A 16,682-nucleotide genomic window follows, 5' to 3' on the forward strand; every position below is an offset into this window, starting at 1 on the left:
ATCCGGTTGATCAGCGAGTTTATGCCAAAGCGCGGACGCTCTTCTGGCGCACGGGCCTCGGGCTCGGGGCGGCGCTGTTGTGGCTGCACCGGGGTGCGACCGACAGCGGCCTGCAACCGCTGCAATGCCTCAGGAGTGGGCGTGCCGGGGGCCGGGGCGCGCGGCGCGACATAGGCATCGAGATCATCCTCTTCGGCATAGGTGCTGCGCGCGAATTCCTCGACGCGCGGCTGATAGGCCGGCGGCGGCAGATCGTCAGCGGCGATCTCGTCGTCAAAGATATCCTCCATCTGCTCCTCGGCAGCGGCGCGCTGCGCGTCCATCGCACCAAAGAGCGAGGGCTCAGGCTCGGCCACTCGGGCGGCAACCGGTGCAGGCTCGGGCTGTGCAACCGGGGCCGGGGCCGGAACTTCGGCACTGACTTGCTGCTTGAGCGGCTGCGCCATCGAGCGGCGCGGCACGGGCAAATCGGCGGCCACTTGGCTCACGTCGATACCCGTCGCCACAACGCTGACACGGATCGAGCCTTCCATCGACGGATCAAGGGTCGACCCCACGATGATATTCGCATCCGGGTCCACTTCCTCGCGGATGCGGTTGGCGGCTTCGTCCAATTCGAACAGCGTGAGGTCATGACCGCCGGTGATGTTGATCAACACACCCTTGGCCCCGCGCAGGCTGATTTCATCCAGGAGCGGGTTGGCAATCGCCTTTTCTGCGGCCTGGATGGCGCGATCCTCGCCGCTATCCTCCCCGGTGCCCATCATCGCCTTGCCCATCTCGTCCATCACGGCGCGCACATCGGCGAAGTCAAGGTTGATGAGGCCGGGGCGCACCATCAGATCGGTCACACCCTTGACGCCCTGATAGAGAACATCGTCGGCCATGCTGAACGCCTCGGTAAAGGTCGTTTTTTCATTGGCCAGACGGAACAGGTTCTGGTTGGGGATGATGATCAGCGTGTCGACCATCTTTTGCAGCGCCTCAACGCCTTCTTCGGCCTGACGCATCCGCTTGGCGCCCTCGAACTGGAACGGCTTGGTGACAACACCCACCGTCAGCACGCCCAACTCACGCGCGGCCTGCGCGATGATCGGTGCGGCCCCGGTGCCGGTGCCCCCGCCCATGCCGGCGGTGATAAAGCACATATGCGCACCCGCCAGATGATCAACGATCTGCTCGATGCTCTCTTCGGCGGCGGCGGCCCCGACAGAGGCCCGCGCGCCTGCGCCCAGCCCCTCAGTTACCTTGACGCCCAGCTGAATGCGGCTTTCCGCATTGCTCTGGCTCAGGGCCTGCGCATCCGTGTTGGCCACCACGAAATCCACACCATCGAGTTGCTTCTCGATCATGTTGTTCACGGCGTTGCCACCCGCCCCACCCACACCGAAAACGGTGATACGGGGCTTCAGCTCGTCATGTCCGGGCATAGTGAGGTTGAGTGTCATAGCTTGTCCGCCTGTCCTGATGCCCACATTCGCGGGCTGTTTTCCGCCTGATTGGCACCATTCTTACCGATGGTTGGCCCAATCGTCACCTAAAAAACACGAAACAGCCACTAAATATGGCGCCTTTCGTGGTCTTTTTCGCGGGATTTCGCCGATGACGCCACATCTTGCGGTCACCAGTTGTCCCGAAACCATTTCATCGCCCGCTTCAGCGAGCGCGCCGGATAGCGATCGACGGGAATCTCGAAATCCCACCATTCGTCCTGCGGATTGGCCGCAAAGAGGCACATACCCACCGCACTGGCAAACCCCGCCCCGGTCGCCGCCTGCGGCAGCCCATGCACCCGCAGAGGCCGCCCCAGACGCACCTGCTGCCCCAAGATCTTGCTTGCCAACCCGTCAAGACCGGGGATCTGGCTGCCGCCTCCGGTCAACACGATCTGTTGGCTGGGCAGATGATCGAACCCTGCGGCATCCAACCGCGCGCGCACCTCTTCGAGAATTTCCTCGACCCTCGGGCGCATGATCCCGATCAGTTCGGCCCGGCTCACCCGCCGCCGATCATGCTCGTAATCGCCGGTGTCGCCCCCGATCTCGATCATCTCGCGGTCATCCATGCCGGTGGCCACGACACCGCCGTAAAAGGTCTTGATCCGCTCGGCGGTGGCCTGCGGCACCTGCAACCCCATGGAAATGTCATTGGTGACATGATCGCCGCCCATGCGGACGCTATCGGCATAGATCATGTGTTTCTTGATAAAGATCGACACACCCGACGTGCCGCCGCCCAGATCAATACAGGCGGCACCCAGTTCCTGCTCGTCCTCGACCAGCGCCGCGATGCCCGACACATAGGCAGAGCTGGCAACCCCTGCCAGTTCCAGGTCACACCGCTTGACGCAATAGGCTAGGTTCTGGATCGCGGCACCGTCCACCGTCAGCATATGCATGTCGGTGGACAAGACCTGCCCCATCTGCCCGCGCGGATCAATCAGGCCACTGCGATGATCCAGCGCAAAATTGACCGGCTGCGCATGCAGCACCTCGCGGCCCTCGCCGAAATCCGGCACGTCGCAGGCGCTCAGCACGCGGCTGATATCCTGTTCGCTGACGGTATGGCCTTCCAACTCGACTTGCCCGGCCAGACCATAGCTGCGCGGCCCTGCGCCCGAAAAACAGGCAATGACATGATCGACCCGGATATTGGCCATCTTCTGCGCCGCCTGAACGGCGGTGCGAATGGCGCGCTCGGTCTCGGCCATGGCGTCGATCTCGCCAAAGCGCACCCCGCGCGAGCGTGTCGTCGCCGCCCCGATCACCCGGAACCCGGCTTGCCCGGCCATCCGGCCAATTCCCTCGGCCTCATGCAACCGCTCGGTGCCATCAAACCGCAGCACCAGACAGGCGATCTTGGAGGTGCCCACATCCAGCACCGCGACCACGCCCCTCTGCATCGCCGCCTTGCGCATATGGCGCATCGCCCTTTGGGATTCATACAGCTCGATCATCGTCAGTTCGTCCCCAAGCTCATCTGAGTTATCGTCCACCAGTCTTCCATGGCCGCTTCGTTCAATCGGATCGTCGGACGCGCCGCGATCCGCATATCCACCGCCGCCAGATCCCGCTCCAGCATGTCCTGCGCCCCATGAAGCACCATCACCCGCTCTAACGCGCGCACCGCCCCGCTCTCGGGCAAGAGAACGCGCTTGCCATCCGATAGAACCAGATCCCAACGCCGCTCGCCCATCCGCACAAGACCGCGCAGCTCCAGCCCCATCGGAGCCGCAGCGTGCAGAACGTCCAGCGCTTCTGCCACCTGCTCGGGTGCGCCTTCGCCTGCCACCACCGGCAAATCGGCGCGCTCAGAGCGGGCATTGACCACCCCGATCACCTGACCTTCGATATCAATCACGTTCAGCGCATCCCGCGTTTTCCAGAGCGCGACCGGCACGCGCTCGGTGATCTCGGCCACCAAAACGCCACCCTGCCGAATGCGCACCTCAGCACGCGCCACGGCAGGCAATTCCTCGATCATCACCCGAATGTCGTCGAGCACGAGGTCGAACGAGCTCGCGGGAAGGTCATAGGGGAAAATCTCGCGAATATCCTCTTGCACGCTCGTGCTCGCGCCTTCGACCGACAAAAGGTTGACCATGAACTCGGGGCGCGTCTCAATCTGGTGGCGGAGGTCCGCAATCTGCTCCACCAGCGCCGTGCGCCGCGCCTCGCTGCCCAGATACCCTCCGACCAGCCCAGCAATCACGAGCACCGGCAAACCGAACCGGATCAGCCGTCGATAAAGCGGCGTCAGCATCAACCGCTGGAGGCGATATGACATCCGTGATGGTGCCGGATCAGCCCGCGGAATTACCGGTTGCATGACGCATCCTCCACCATCCAGCGGCACAATTCAGGAAAGGAAATGCCCAGCGCCTGCGCCTGTTCCGGCACCAAGGAGGTCGGCGTCATCCCCGGCTGCGTGTTGGTCTCAAGCAGGATCAACCCGTCAAGACCGCGCGCTTCATCCCAGCGAAAATCAGTGCGGCTCACCCCGCGACAGCCCAGAACCTCATGCGCCCGCAGCGCATAGTCGAGGCACGCGTCGAAGATCTCCTGCGGCACATCGGCAGGCACCACATGGCGCGAGCCACCGGGCTTGTATTTGGCATCGTAGTCATACCAGCCTTCGGTCAGGATATCCGTCACCGTCAGAGCCCGGTCGCCGATCACCGTGGTCGTGAGTTCACGCCCCGGTGCATAGCTCTCGACCATCACCACATCCGGCATATCATCCGAGAGCGCAGGCGGCCGGTTGGCCCCGGCCTCGACCAGATAGACGCCTACGGACGATCCCTCATTGTAGGGCTTGACCACATAGGGCGGCGGCATCACATGCCCGGCCCGCACCTCGTCACGCCGCGCCAACACGCTGTCGACCACAGGCAGACCGGCCGCGCGGTAGGCCACCTTGGTGCGCTCCTTGTCCATGGCGAGAGCGGACGACAGAACGCCCGAATGAGTATAGGGCAGGCCCAGCCATTCCAACATCCCCTGCACGCACCCATCCTCACCCCAACGCCCATGCAGGGCATTGAATACCACGTCCGGCTTTATGTCTTGTAAACGCGTGCAGAGGTCTGTCGCGGCATCCACCTCGACCACCTCAAACCCTGCTTCCCTCAACGCGACGGCGCATTCACGCCCTGAAGAGAGCGACACGTCCCTCTCCGCCGAGGGGCCGCCCATGATCACCGCCACTTTCGGGGTTGTTCTGCTCGAACCAACCACCATGTGCCTCAATGTCCCGGACCGGTTTACCGGCCCTGTTGTCGTATTGTTTTTGTTAGTCTGCCTGAGGGCTTGCGCCCGGAGCCGGTTCACCGACCCTCATGATTTCCCACTCTAACTCTATTCCACGCATTTGAAAAACCTTTTTTCGCACCTCGTCGCCGAGGCCCTCAAGATCAGCAGCAGAGGCCCCGCCGGTGTTGATCAAAAAGTTGGGATGCATCTCGCTCATCTGCGCCGCCCCCCGCCGCGCGCCGCGCAATCCCGCCTCGTCGATCACCTTCCAGGCCTTGAGATCCTGCACATCATCGGCCCGCCCGGTCGAGGAAAACCCGGCCGGATTGCGGAATGTGCTGCCGGCACTGCGCTCTTTGGTGGGCTGTGTGGCATCACGCTTGGCGATCTGCTCGGCCATCTTGGCCTCCAGCGTCGCCGGATCGCCCGGCACGCCTTCAAACGTCGCCTCAAAGATCACCCAGCCGTCCGGCAGCGCGCTGTGCCGATAGGCAAATTGCAGCGCATCGGGCGATAGCGTCACCACCTCACCGCCGCGTGTCACGGCCCGCGCCTCGATCAGATGATCCGCCACATAGGCCCCATAGCAGCCCGCGTTCATCCGCACCGCGCCACCGATGCTGCCCGGAATAGTGCGCAGAAATGTGAGGTCCACTCCCGCCTCCGCCGCCCGCCGTGCGACATGCGCATCGAGCGCGGCCGCCCCGGCAACGACGCGCGGACCCTCAACGCGAATACCGTTGAACCCGCGTCCCAACCGGATCACCACGGCATGAAGACCCCCATCGCGCACAATGAGATTGCTGCCCACACCCATGGGAAAAACTGGCACCGCCGCATCCAGCCCAGCCAGAAATGCTGCCAGATCCTCCAGATCAGCCGGTTGAAACAGCCAATCCGCTGGCCCGCCCACGCGCAACCAGGTCAGATCGGCCAAAGGCCTATTCGGGGTCAATGCGCCCCGCGTATCAGGAAATCTCATCATGGCGGTTCTTCTGCCTTCTGCCGCGCCCAAGGTAAAGCCCCATGCGCCCGAGCTACCCCAAGCGCTGCCTGATCCAACGCCCGAGATAGATCACCGGCCAACGCAAAACGCTCATGCCCGCGACCATCACCAACAGACCAATCCAAGGTCCGTTCTGCCATGTGACAAACCCGAGGATCGGCACGCCGAGCGCTATCAGAACATAGGCCCGCCGCCAGTAATTGTCGCGGCTTGGCAGCATCGCCAAGACATTTGCAGCCACCGCCCAGAGGCAGGCCAATATCAGAGACAGTGTCATCCCAACCCTCCAAGGCTCGCGCCCAAGGCGGCCAACGCCACCACCACACCAAAGACCGGCACCGCCACCGGCACCCGAAACGCCGCTTCGGGCACCCGCCGCTTCATCAGGATCAGCGCGCCATTGACCATCACGAACACCGTCAAGAGCAACGTCGAGGTCACACCCGCCAACTCCGCCACCGGCAAGGCCAGCGCGCCCCCGATGACCGCCACACCGATCAGTGCGGTTGCGCGCACTGGCGTGCCAAACCGGGGGTGCGCGTGGTGAAACACGGACAGCCATGCACTGCGCCGTCCCAGACCAAACAGAACCCGGCTCGCCATCACCATCTGCGCCAGAACGCCATTCAATGCCGCCACCACCGCGATCAATGACAAAAACGCGGCACTGCCGCCCTGCCCCATTTGCCACACCAGCGCCAAGGGCTGCTCACTCGCGCCAAGCCGCTCGAGCGGCACCGACCGCACCGCCGCCCAAGTGACCAACGCGTAAAGCAGGCTCGTGATGATCAGGGACAACAGGATTGCACGGGGCAGGACGCGCTCCGGTTCGCGCACCTCTTCGGCCATGTTGACGATATCCTCAAACCCGATGAAGGCGAAGAAAGCCAGCACCGCCCCGGCCGTCACGCCCGACCAGACTATCTCTTGCGGCATCTGAAAATCCGCGACAGGCACGGCGCTGAACCCTGCATAAACCACCAGACCCAGTCCCAGAACCTCAACCACCGTAAAGATCGCGGCAAGCGCAAGGCTCTCCAACACGCCGACCACGGCCACCGCCGCCAACAGCGCCCCGATCACCACCATGCTCGGCCCCGCAGGCCATCCCGTCACTGCGCCCAGATACCCCACGCCACCACGCAACACTGCCGCTGCCGATACCGCCCCGGCCATCACAATCGCCAGCCCGACCAGCGTGCCCAACCATGGCGCTTGCACCCCCTTTGCGACAAAGGCCGCCTCGCCGGCGGCTTCCGGAAACCGGGTGGAAAACTCAGCATAACTCAGCGCTGTGGGGGCGGCGATGACCCCCGCCAGCACAAAGGCCAAGGGTGCCCAGATTCCGGCTTCGGCGGCCACGGCCCCGACCAGAACGTAAATCCCGGCCCCCACCATGACCCCAACACCGTAAGCGGTCAGCAATCCTAGCCCGATCCTGCGTTTGAGGATCTCGGCCATGTCTCTATCCCTTGAGACGCGCAGGTAGCCCGTTGGCCCAGGCACTGATCGTGCCCGCGCCCAGACAGACAACCATATCCCCCGGTCCGGCCTGCTCGCGCACCAGCCGCTCCAGATCGTCCTCGTCACGGATAGCGCGGGCGTGTCGATGGCCGTGCCGGATGAGCCCCGCCACAAGATCATCCCGGCTCGCCCCCGGAATGGGATCTTCACCAGCGGCATAAACCTCGGCAATCGCCACCACATCCGCCTCGTTGAAGCAGCCGCAGAAATCATCAAACAGGCTCGACAGGCGGGTATAGCGATGCGGCTGATGCACCGCGATCACCCGACCGGTCGTCGCCTGCCGTGCGGCGCGCAGCACGGCGGCAATCTCCACCGGATGATGACCGTAATCGTCGATAATGGTGACACCGTCCACCTCGCCTACGCGGGTAAAGCGCCGGTTGACGCCGCCGAAACTGGCCAAGGCCGCGCGGATTTCATCGGCCTTCATGCCCAGATGCCGGGCCACCGCCACGGCACTCAGCGCATTGCTGACATTGTGATCGCCGGGCATCGGCAGGGTGCAGCCTTCGATCACCCGCCCTTCGGCCTGAAGAGCCACATCAAAATGCGCGACACCCTTCTCGTAGGTCAGATTGACCGCGCGCACATCGGCCTGCGCGTTGAACCCATAGGTCAGAACCCGACGGTCAGTGATCCGCCCCACCAGCGCCTGCACTTCGGGATGATCAGTGCAACAGACAGCCAGACCGTAAAACGGAATATTGCTGACAAAGTCGTAAAACCCCTGCCGCAACCGCTCGAAATCGCCCCAATGCTCCATATGCTCGGGGTCGATATTGGTGACGATGGCAATGGTCGCGGGCAGACGGTTAAAGGTGCCGTCGCTCTCGTCGGCCTCCACCACCATCCACTCGCCCTGCCCCATACGCGCATTGCTGCCATAGGCATGGATCACACCACCGTTGATCACCGTGGGATCAATCCCGCCCTTGACCAACAGCTCCGCGACAAGCGTCGTTGTGGTCGTCTTGCCATGGGTGCCCGCCACGGCGATGTTGGACTTGAGCCGCATCAGCTCTGCCAGCATCTCGGCCCGGCGCACGACCGGCAAGCCACGCTTGCGTGCCTCATCCAGCTCGGGATTGCCCGGCTTGATGGCCGAAGAAATGACCACCACCTCTGCCCCGTCCAGGTTCTCCGCCCGCTGCCCCTCGAATACCGTGGCGCCGATACCCGCCAACCGCTCGGTGATGGGGGTGGATTTCAGATCAGACCCCTGCACCCGGTAGCCATGGTTGATCAGCACCTCGGCAATCCCCGACATGCCAATACCGCCGATCCCCACGAAATGAATCGGTCCAATATCGGTCGGTAGCTTGGTGGCTGCATTCATCGGCTCTGCCCTTTATTCGCAATGTCTTCGACCATATCGGCCAGATGTTGTGGCGCGTCCGGCATCCCGCAGCTCAGCGCCGCCTGCGCCATCATCGACGCGCCCCTCGGATCGCTCAGCACAGCGGCAATCTGTTCGGTCAGCACCGCCTCGGATAGCCGGCTCTCGGGGATCACGATTGCCCCGCCAGCCGCCGCCAACCCGCGCGCATTGGCGGCCTGATGGTCCCCCGCCGCGGCGGCATAGGGGATCAGGATCGCAGGTCGCCCGATGATGGAAATATCGGCGATACTCGACGCTCCCGCCCGGCTGATGACCAATTGCGCCTCAGTCATGCGCCGCGGCACATCGCGGAAAAACGGCTGAACATCCGCATCAATCCCGGCCCCGGCGTAGAACCGCGCCACGCGGTTCATATCCTCTTCGCGCGCCTGATGGCTCACCCGGACATTGCGCAGGATCGCCTCCGGCAGCGCGGCAATCGCGGCGGGCACCACATCGCTGAGGATCCGCGCGCCTTGAGAGCCGCCGATCACCAGCACCGACATCGGATAATCTCCGGGCGCGATATACCCCGCCCCCGCCCGCTCCAGCACGGCCGCACGCACCGGATTGCCCACCGGCACGCCTTCGGCACCCTCCGGCAGCGTTGTCGGCCATGTGCCGCAGGCCACCACATCGACCCGCCTCGCAAAAATTCGATTGACCCGGCCCAGAACCCCGTTCTGCTCATGGACCATGCGCGGACGCCGCAACGCCCATGCCGCGACCAAGGCCGGAATGCTCGGATAGCCACCAAAGCCCACCACCACATCCGGCTTGTCGCGCATCATCCGCAGTCCGGCTCCCACCACGCCGCCCGCGACCTGAAACGGCACCATCACTTTGTTGACAAGGCCGCCCCGCGCAAAGGTGGCGCTAGCCACCTGCTCGATCTCGACGGAATGCGGAAAGCCGCCCACATAGCGCGCCCCGCGCGCATCGGTGCTCAGACGCACCCGCCAGCCCCGCCGCAGCATCACCTCGGCCAGCGCCTGCGCCGGAAACATATGCCCGCCCGTGCCGCCCGCCGCGATGATCAAGAGGGGCTGCCGCGCGCTCACCGCCGCCCCCGCAGAATATCCCCGATCTGGCCCTGTGGCCGCGTCCGGGTAAAGGCAAGAAGCATGCCCACGGCAATGCCCCCCGCTACCACAGAGGATCCACCATAGCTCACAAACGGCAGCGTCATGCCCTTCGCAGGCAGAAGGCGCACCGCCACACCCATGTTGATCATCGCTTGCGCCCCAAACATGATCACAAGCCCGGTCCCCGCCAACCGAATGAACGGATCGCGTTCCCGCATCAACCGCATCAGCGAGCGTACGACGACACTGGCATAAAGAGCAATGATGCAGAGCACGAGAACCAGCCCGTATTCCTCAGCCGCCACCGCGATGATGAAATCCGTATGCGCATCCGGCAGGCTCCATTTCACCTGTCCCTCACCCACGCCGACGCCAAAAAATCCGCCCTCGCGGATCGCATTGGTGGCAAAGCCAAGCTGCGTTGTCGGGTCCACCTCCGGGCTTAGAAACCCGTCGATCCGTCGCGCAAAATGCTCGGAATTGGAATAGGCAAAGGTCCCGACAAGCACCACGCCCCCCGCCATGCCCAACAGCAGCGTCACCGGCGCACCGGCCACAAAATACATCACACCCCAGCCAAACAGCACCAGCGCCGCCTGCCCAAAATCAGGCTGCATCGCCAGAAAGGCAAGGATCACGATGGTCAGCAGAAACGACCAACTCAGCCCCGGCGGCCCATTCACCTGTTGGCTTGCGGCCATCATCCAGGCCGCGACCACCACAAACACCGGCTTGAGAAACTCTGACGGCTGAACCGAGGCAAAGCCCAGACTGTACCACCGCACAGCGCCCTTGCCGAAATCGGTGCCGAGAAACGGCAGCGCCATCAGGGCAAGAAACGCAGCAAGGAACCCCAACACCGCCAGACGTCGCACCATCTCTGGGCGCATCATCGACACCAGCACCATCACTGCCAGCGCCATCCCGCCAAACAGCGCCTGCCTCTGCACGTAATAAAACGCACCAAGCCCGTTTTTCTCTGCCAAGGGCGGCGAGGCCGCAAGGCCCAGCAACATCCCGATACTGAACAGGATCAGAACACAGGTCAGCGACCATTTGTCGATCGTGCGCCACCATTTCGGAAGGACGGGCTCTGCGTCCCGCAGGGGCATTGCCCCGTAGACCATTTCTGTCATCTGACTGCCGCCTCATGCATCTTGCGCCCCTTTTCGGGGTCTGACACATATCCTAGCGTTATTTTCACCTTAATGCCAGAACTATCCCCTTGCCAATCGGCAGCATTTCGCGTCAGAGCCATGCCCATGCGCCACGCCTGCACCACTCTTATTCTCGGGGCCGGGGCCGCCGGCATGATGTGTGCCGCCCATGCCGGGCCGGGCACGCTGGTGATCGACCATGCACGCGCACCGGGCGAAAAGATCCGAATCTCGGGCGGCGGGCGCTGCAATTTCACCAACCTTGGCACGACACCGGCGAATTTCATCTCGGCCAACCCGCATTTCTGCAAGTCGGCGCTCTCGCGCTATACCCAATGGGATTTTCTCGATCTCATCGCGCGCCACGGCATCGCCTGGCACGAAAAAACCCTGGGCCAGCTCTTTTGTGACGACAAGGCGACCCAAATCGTTGCCATGCTGGTCAAGGAACTGCGCCAAGCCGGGGCCGAACTCTGGCTCTCGACGCAAGTGTCGGATGTCACGCATGACGGCCGCCACTTCTGCGTCACGCTCGACCGCGAGGGGCGGCGTGTCACGGTCACGGCCCGCAACCTCGTGCTCGCCACGGGCGGCAAATCCATCCCCAAGATGGGCGCCACCGGCATGGCCTATGACATCGCACAGCAATTCGGCCATCAGTTGACGGACATTCGCCCCGCCCTTGTGCCGCTCACCTTTTCCGACGCGCCCTTTGCCGCGCTCTCGGGCACCGCTCTGCCGGTGCGCGCCAGTTGCGACGGGATCAGCTTTGACGAGGCGGCGCTGTTCACCCATCGCGGCCTCTCTGGCCCCGCGATCCTGCAAATCTCGTCCGTCTGGCGTGAGGGTCAGCCGATATCCCTTGATCTTGACCCCAACGCCACGCTCTATGACGCACTCCGCCAACAGCGTCAGACCGCAGGTCGTCGCAACATTACCACCGACCTCAGCCATCACTTGCCCGCGAAACTGGTGGCCTATCTCGCCCCTGCCCTTGGTCTCGCAGGCAATCTCGCCGATCACTCCGACGCACGGTTGGCTGCGATCACCGACGCGCTGCGCGGCTGGACGCTCAAACCCACCGGCACCGAAGGCTACCGCACCGCCGAAGTCACGCTTGGCGGTATCGCCACCGACGGGCTCTCGTCCAAGACCCTCGAGTCCCGGCATCTCCCCGGCCTCTATGCCATTGGCGAGGCCGTGGATGTAACCGGCTGGCTTGGCGGCTACAACTTCCAATGGGCGTGGTCGTCGGGCTGGGCCGCAGGCACGGCGATTGCGCAAACCGGGACAGACGCCTAGCCGTTCGGTCCCAGCCCGCCTCGGTCAGGCCGACAGACCAAAGACTGTTTTGCGGCCTTTTGCTGACCTTGGCCTCAATCCCCAATGCGCGGAACAAAGGCGCGTAGCGCCGCCGCGCGGCGGTCGGGCACCACGCGGCTCATCGCTTGGGGTCAGCGTCAGCAAACGCCCCCACCGCCCCCCTTACACCCTATCCACGCGCCTCGCGAATGAGCCGCAGAATGTCCTTGGCCGCCTCGGGAATATTCGTGCCCGGCCCAAAGATCGCCTTGACCCCCGCTTTTTGCAAAAAGGCATAGTCCTGCTGCGGAATGACGCCGCCGCAGATCACGATAATATCGCCCGCATCGCGCGCCCGTAGCGCCTCGATCAGTTTGGGGGCCAGTGTCTTGTGCCCTGCCGCCTGAGAACTGATCCCCACGACATGCACGTCATTGTCTATGGCATCCTGCGCCGCCTCCTCGGGCGTTTGGAACAAGGGGCCGACATCGACGTCAAACCCGATATCGGCAAAGGCCGTGGCAATCACCTTGGCCCCCCGGTCATGCCCGTCCTGCCCCATCTTGACGACCAGCATGCGCGGCCGCCGCCCCTCTACCTCGGCGAAATCCTCCACCGATTTCTGAATGGCGGCAAAGCCCGCATCGCCCTCATAGGCCGCGCCATACACCCCGGCCAGCGTCTTGACCTCGGCGCGGTGCCGCCCGAATTCCTTTTCCAGTGCCATGCTGATCTCTCCCACAGTGGCGCGCGCCCGCGCGGCATCCACCGCCGCGTCAAGCAGATTGCCCCCCTCGCGCGCACGGCGCGTCAATTCGTCGAGCGCGGCCTGACAGGCGGCCTCGTCCCGGCTCGCCCGAATACGCTCCAACCGCGCGATCTGAGACTCCCGTACCTTGTCATTGTCGATGTCGAGAATGTCGATCGGGTCTTCCTTGTCCTTGCGATACTTGTTCACGCCGACGATCACCTCGTCACCCCGGTCGATCATCGCCTGCCGGGTCGCCGCCGTCTCCTCGATCCGCAATTTGGGCATGCCGCTCTCGACCGCGCGGGTCATGCCGCCCATGTCCTCGACTTCCTCGATCAGCGCCCAGGCCTTCTCCGCCAGATCATGCGTCAGCTTCTCGACGTAATACGACCCCGCCAGCGGATCGACCACCTTGGTCACCCCGGTTTCCTCCTGCAGGATCAACTGCGTGTTGCGCGCGATCCGCGCCGAGAAATCCGTGGGCAGGGCAATCGCCTCATCCAGCGCATTGGTATGCAGCGATTGCGTGCCGCCCAGAACCGCGCTCATCGCCTCATAGGCGGTGCGAATGACATTGTTATAGGGGTCCTGCTCCTGCAAACTCACACCACTGGTCTGACAATGGGTGCGCAGCATCTTGGAGGTCTCGCGCGTCGCGCCGAACTCGGTCATAATGCGGTGCCACAAGAGCCGCGCCGCCCGCAACTTGGCCGCCTCCATAAAGAAATTCATCCCGATGGCAAAGAAGAACGACAGACGCGGCGCGAAACTGTCGACATCCATCCCCGCCTCAATCGCGGCACGCACATATTCGCGCCCATCCGCCAGCGTATAGGCAAGCTCCTGCACAAGGTTCGCGCCCGCCTCCTGCATGTGATAGCCGGAAATCGAGATCGAGTTGAACTTCGGCATATGCTCGGCGGTATAGGCGATGATATCCGACACGATCCGCATCGACGGTTTGGGCGGATAGATATAGGTGTTGCGCACCATGAATTCTTTCAGAATGTCATTCTGAATGGTGCCCGACAGCAGGCTCTTGTCATGCCCCTGCTCTTCCCCCGCGACAATGAAACTGGCCAGAACCGGGATCACCGCACCGTTCATCGTCATGCTGACGCTGACCTTATCGAGCGGGATGCCATCAAAGAGGATTTTCATATCCTCGACGCTGTCAATCGCCACCCCGGCTTTGCCGACATCACCCTCGACGCGCGCATGATCGCTGTCATAGCCGCGATGCGTGGCCAGATCAAAGGCGACCGACACCCCCTGCTGCCCCGCCGCCAGATTGCGGCGGTAAAAGGCGTTCGACTCCTCCGCCGTGGAGAATCCGGCATATTGCCGGATCGTCCAGGGACGCCCGGCATACATCGTGGCCTTGACCCCGCGTGTGAACGGCGCTGCCCCCGGAATGCCCCCCATATGCGGCAGCTCCGCCACATCCTCGGCGGTATAGAGCGGCGCGACGGGAATGCCCTCCAGCGTCTTCCAGGTCAGATCTTCGAGCGGCCGTCCCTTGAGTTCCGCCGCCGCCAGCTTACGCCAATCGTCTTTCTTCAAAGCCATTCTGATGTCCTCTTGCATTCTGGCCAGAGGGCAGGTGTCTCCCCGCCTCATCCGGTCCGGTTTCCTCACATAGTCGCGCCAGACCCTCCGCCCCGGCTCCGAGCCAGAACAGATCGTCGGCATAGGCCTCTTGCAGGGCCAATCTCTGATCCCGGTCAAAGGGCTGCCAGCGCCCCTCGCCCTCGGGCAATTGCGTCACATCTCCGCCCCGCGCCGCCACAGCGCGGCGCAAAGCCGCCAGATCGGGCGCGCGGTTGAGCCAGAGCCGTGACGCCTTGCGCGGCAACGCCTCGATCCCGGTCATGGCGCGCAAGCGATCCTCGGGCCGCCCGGCATGTGCCTCATGCGGCAGCACCACCAGATCGACACCGCGCAGCGCACAGGCCAGATCGCCGATCACCTCGCGCCAATGGCGGTTGACCGTCACCAAGCGGTCCAGATCATCGACCTCCGGCACAGCATGACCACGCCCGACGCCATAGGCCAATGCCGAGGCCCACCAACTGTCTTGTCCCCGCACCGACAGGGCCACGCGGGTGATGCGCCCATCGAACGCATGCGCAAACCGCGCCATTCGCTCGCCTATGCCCGGATAGAGCCGGCCGCGCCGCAGGTTGCGCCGCGCCGCGCCGATCATGTTCTCGTCGCTCACCAGCACGCGCTTCAGCCCCTGCGCCCGCGCCTCGGCCAGCCGCAGCGCGATGCGCCCACGCGCACGGTCCAACTGCACGGTAGCGCTCATCGCTCCGGCGATCGGAATGACCCCGCTCAGCACCCCGTCGCGCGTCACCTCCGGCCCCCAATAGCCAAGGCCCTGCGCGGCCAACTCGGCCGCATTGGCCCGCATGTAATGCTGAAACGATGTCGAGGCGGTGCGATGCGCCCCCAGATGCAGGATGATCTCCATGTCAGGTCTGACCTTTCGAATCGCCGCAATCCGCGGCCGGAAACTCTTGCCTCCGATCCTGCGACCAATTCCTGACCATGCGCTTAACCCTGAAAAATTCACGCGGCTGCGGCATTCGCCCTTCGCAAACGCCACCAACCGGCCTATATCTGTGCCAGCAGGAGAGCCCATGAAACCCATCTTATCCCTTGTTTTAGCGGCATTTATCGCCACTACCGGTTTTGCGCAGGACAGTGGTACAGCCCCCGCATCCGCCTCAATCCTCACGGCCGATGCGATCAATTTGAATGATTTCCTCTGGCTCAAAAGACCGCTCGTGATCTTTGCCGATACCCCCGCCGATCCGCGATATGTCGAACAGATGGGGTATATCAGCGACCGGCTCGATGTGCTCACTGCCCTCGATGTGGTGGTGATCACCGATACGGACCCCGACGCCCGCTCGGACCTGCGCAAGACACTGCGCCCGCGCGGGTTTGGCCTTGTGCTCATCGGCAAGGATGGCGTCATATATCTGCGCAAGCCCGCGCCTTGGCATGTGCGCGAGATCATCCGCACCATCGACAAGCTGCCGATGCGCCAACAGGAACTGCGCGAGCGACCCGGCGACAGCTGATCCCCGCGCCCCATCAGCCCTCTCCCATCGCCACGATCAAGAGCCCGGTGCCGGGGTCCATCAGCATCAGCGCGCCGGTCTCGGCCTCCCAGGCCAGAACCACGCCGGGCGTGCCCAGCAGATGATGAAACGCGCTCTCGCTCACCTCACCCATACAGGCCCGCGCCTCAAGCCCCGCTCGCCGCATGGCCATGCCGGTGGGTCTGTCGACATTGGCCATTGCGATCATCGCGGCATCGGGGGCCTGCCCCGGCGCGCCCCATGCCGCGCGCCCCCGCGCGCCCAGCACCCGCGCCATCTCAGGCGCAGAGCCTGCCACCGGCATCGCCGCCTTGATCCGCCCGTCGGCCACCCGGTAGAGGCCGACGGCACAGTGCATCATCGCCGTGAATTCCACAGTCTCGCCCAAGGCAAACCACGCCGCCAACCGCCCCCGCTGCGCCGCCTCTGCGTCCCGCGCGCAGGCGGACAGCCCCACCAGTCCCGCCAAGCCGAACCCAAGGCCCGTGCGCCCGACACGGCCACATCGCTTGCGAAAGCCGACCAGCCACCCTATATTCAACGGGCAGAGCATGGTGCCCTGCGCAGGCTCAATCGAGGACACGGAACCAATGGAAAAAGATCCTGACATTC

15 protein-coding genes are annotated in these 16,682 nt (G+C 63.8%); 2 read left to right on the plus strand and 13 right to left on the minus strand.

The window, feature by feature from the left end; genetic code table 11:
- The 10 genes from ftsZ to ftsW all read right to left on the minus strand — a co-directional run.
- Positions 1–1,448, minus strand: a 1,448-nt coding sequence (gene ftsZ, locus VR71_RS05565) for a cell division protein FtsZ (protein WP_045681970.1), incomplete at its 3' end; no start/stop codon positions are given.
- Positions 1,449–1,621: 173 nt separating this feature from the next.
- Complete coding sequence (gene ftsA / locus VR71_RS05570; protein ID WP_009819504.1) at positions 1,622–2,956, minus strand: cell division protein FtsA; 1,335 nt, start codon at positions 2,954–2,956, stop codon at positions 1,622–1,624.
- 2 nt (positions 2,957–2,958) lie between these two features.
- Positions 2,959–3,786, minus strand: a complete 828-nt coding sequence (locus tag VR71_RS05575; protein WP_296429936.1) for a cell division protein FtsQ/DivIB — start codon at positions 3,784–3,786, stop codon at positions 2,959–2,961.
- A gap of 29 nt (positions 3,787–3,815) precedes the next feature.
- Positions 3,816–4,739, minus strand: a complete 924-nt coding sequence (locus VR71_RS05580) for a D-alanine--D-alanine ligase (RefSeq protein WP_198134903.1) — start codon at positions 4,737–4,739, stop codon at positions 3,816–3,818.
- 52 nt (positions 4,740–4,791) lie between these two features.
- Positions 4,792–5,733 carry a UDP-N-acetylmuramate dehydrogenase gene (murB, locus tag VR71_RS05585; RefSeq protein WP_296429971.1) on the minus strand — a complete coding sequence of 314 codons (942 nt, stop codon included), beginning with the start codon at positions 5,731–5,733 and terminating at the stop codon, positions 4,792–4,794.
- A 55-nt stretch (positions 5,734–5,788) separates the two neighbouring features.
- Positions 5,789–6,034 (minus strand): DUF2484 family protein, encoded by a 246-nt coding sequence (locus tag VR71_RS05590; RefSeq protein ID WP_009819508.1) that lies wholly within the window; start codon positions 6,032–6,034, stop codon positions 5,789–5,791.
- Complete coding sequence (locus VR71_RS05595) at positions 6,031–7,218, minus strand: APC family permease (protein ID WP_045681974.1); 1,188 nt, start codon at positions 7,216–7,218, stop codon at positions 6,031–6,033. The genes VR71_RS05590 and VR71_RS05595 overlap by 4 nt, the downstream gene beginning before the upstream one ends.
- 4 nt (positions 7,219–7,222) lie before the next feature.
- Positions 7,223–8,620 carry a UDP-N-acetylmuramate--L-alanine ligase gene (murC, locus tag VR71_RS05600; protein WP_045681975.1) on the minus strand — a complete coding sequence of 466 codons (1,398 nt, stop codon included), beginning with the start codon at positions 8,618–8,620 and terminating at the stop codon, positions 7,223–7,225.
- Positions 8,617–9,723 carry a UDP-N-acetylglucosamine--N-acetylmuramyl-(pentapeptide) pyrophosphoryl-undecaprenol N-acetylglucosamine transferase gene (locus tag VR71_RS05605; RefSeq protein ID WP_296429938.1) on the minus strand — a complete coding sequence of 369 codons (1,107 nt, stop codon included), beginning with the start codon at positions 9,721–9,723 and terminating at the stop codon, positions 8,617–8,619. The genes murC and VR71_RS05605 overlap by 4 nt, the downstream gene beginning before the upstream one ends.
- A complete protein-coding gene (ftsW, locus tag VR71_RS05610; protein WP_045681976.1) occupies positions 9,720–10,883 on the minus strand; it encodes a putative lipid II flippase FtsW in 1,164 nt (387 codons plus the stop codon). The genes VR71_RS05605 and ftsW overlap by 4 nt, the downstream gene beginning before the upstream one ends.
- Before the next feature lie 126 nt (positions 10,884–11,009).
- Between ftsW and VR71_RS05615 the strand changes: the two genes are divergently transcribed.
- Positions 11,010–12,206, plus strand: coding sequence for an NAD(P)/FAD-dependent oxidoreductase (locus VR71_RS05615; protein ID WP_045681977.1), 1,197 nt, complete (start codon positions 11,010–11,012; stop codon positions 12,204–12,206).
- 190 nt (positions 12,207–12,396) lie between these two features.
- Here VR71_RS05615 and scpA read toward each other — a convergent pair whose 3' ends face one another.
- Positions 12,397–14,526 (minus strand): methylmalonyl-CoA mutase, encoded by a 2,130-nt coding sequence (scpA, locus tag VR71_RS05620; protein ID WP_045681978.1) that lies wholly within the window; start codon positions 14,524–14,526, stop codon positions 12,397–12,399.
- Positions 14,498–15,433: a hypothetical protein gene (locus tag VR71_RS05625; protein WP_045681984.1), complete on the minus strand. Its 936-nt coding sequence runs from the start codon at positions 15,431–15,433 to the stop codon at positions 14,498–14,500. The genes scpA and VR71_RS05625 overlap by 29 nt, the downstream gene beginning before the upstream one ends.
- 169 nt (positions 15,434–15,602) lie before the next feature.
- Here VR71_RS05625 and VR71_RS05630 point away from each other — a divergent pair, with 169 nt between their 5' ends.
- Complete coding sequence (locus VR71_RS05630) at positions 15,603–16,049, plus strand: DUF4174 domain-containing protein (protein WP_040650781.1); 447 nt, start codon at positions 15,603–15,605, stop codon at positions 16,047–16,049.
- 13 nt (positions 16,050–16,062) lie between these two features.
- Here VR71_RS05630 and VR71_RS05635 read toward each other — a convergent pair whose 3' ends face one another.
- The gene (locus VR71_RS05635; RefSeq protein ID WP_296429940.1) at positions 16,063–16,680 is read right to left on the minus strand and encodes a hypothetical protein; all 618 of its coding nucleotides are present in this window, start codon (positions 16,678–16,680) and stop codon (positions 16,063–16,065) included.
- Between the last annotated feature and the right edge of the window lie 2 nt (positions 16,681–16,682).

It is taken from the genome of Roseovarius sp. BRH_c41 (assembly GCF_000961715.1).
GTDB lineage: Bacteria > Pseudomonadota > Alphaproteobacteria > Rhodobacterales > Rhodobacteraceae > Roseovarius.